Source organism: Vibrio sp. RE88 (genome assembly GCF_013113835.1).
Taxonomy (GTDB): domain Bacteria; phylum Pseudomonadota; class Gammaproteobacteria; order Enterobacterales; family Vibrionaceae; genus Vibrio.
The window spans coordinates 1-896 of record NZ_VTYQ01000025.1 but is presented as its reverse complement, the minus strand read 5'-3'; the positions used below and the strand labels follow the sequence as shown (position 1 = coordinate 896).

Here is an 896-nt window from a genome sequence, read left to right as displayed (position 1 = left end):
CAAGGTATCACTAACGCGGTAGGTATGGCGCTGGCTGAGAAAACTCTAGCAGCACAATTCAACAAAGAAGGCCACGACATCGTTGACCACTTCACTTATGCATTCATGGGTGACGGCTGTCTGATGGAAGGTATCTCTCATGAAGCGTGTTCTCTAGCAGGTACGCTAGGTCTTGGTAAGCTAATCGCGTTCTGGGATGACAACGGCATCTCTATTGATGGTGAAGTGGAAGGTTGGTTCTCTGACGACACACCTAAGCGATTCGAAGCGTACGGTTGGCACGTAATCCCAGCAGTAGACGGTCACGATCCAGAAGCGATCAACGCAGCGATTGAAGCAGCGAAAGCGGACTCACGTCCTACGCTAATCTGTACTAAGACCATCATCGGTTTTGGTTCTCCAAACAAATCTGGTTCACACGACTGTCACGGTGCACCACTAGGCGCTGACGAAATTGCAGCAACTCGTAAACAGCTAGGTTGGGAACACGGTCCTTTTGAAATCCCAGCAGACGTTTACGCGCAGTGGGATGCAAAAGAAGCGGGCGCAGCGAAAGAAGCAGCGTGGAATGCGAAGTTTGACGCGTACGCAGCAGCGTACCCTGCAGAAGCTGCAGAACTTAAGCGTCGTCTAAACGGTGAACTGCCAGCAGAGTGGGAAGAGAAAGCAACACAAATCATTGCTGACCTTCAAGCAAACCCTGCAAACATCGCATCACGTAAAGCGTCTCAAAACGCACTAGAAGCGTTTGGTCAAATGCTACCTGAATTCCTAGGCGGCTCTGCTGACCTAGCACCTTCTAACCTAACTATGTGGTCTGGTTCTAAGTCGGTATCGGCTGAAGATGCGTCGGGTAACTACATCCACTACGGTGTACGTGAATTCGGTATGACGGC

General features: G+C 50.6%; 1 protein-coding gene. It reads left to right on the top strand.

Annotated elements, in window-relative coordinates:
- Positions 1–896: thiamine pyrophosphate-dependent enzyme (locus tag F0265_RS24475; RefSeq protein WP_253809550.1), on the top strand; the 896-nt coding region annotated here is incomplete at both ends.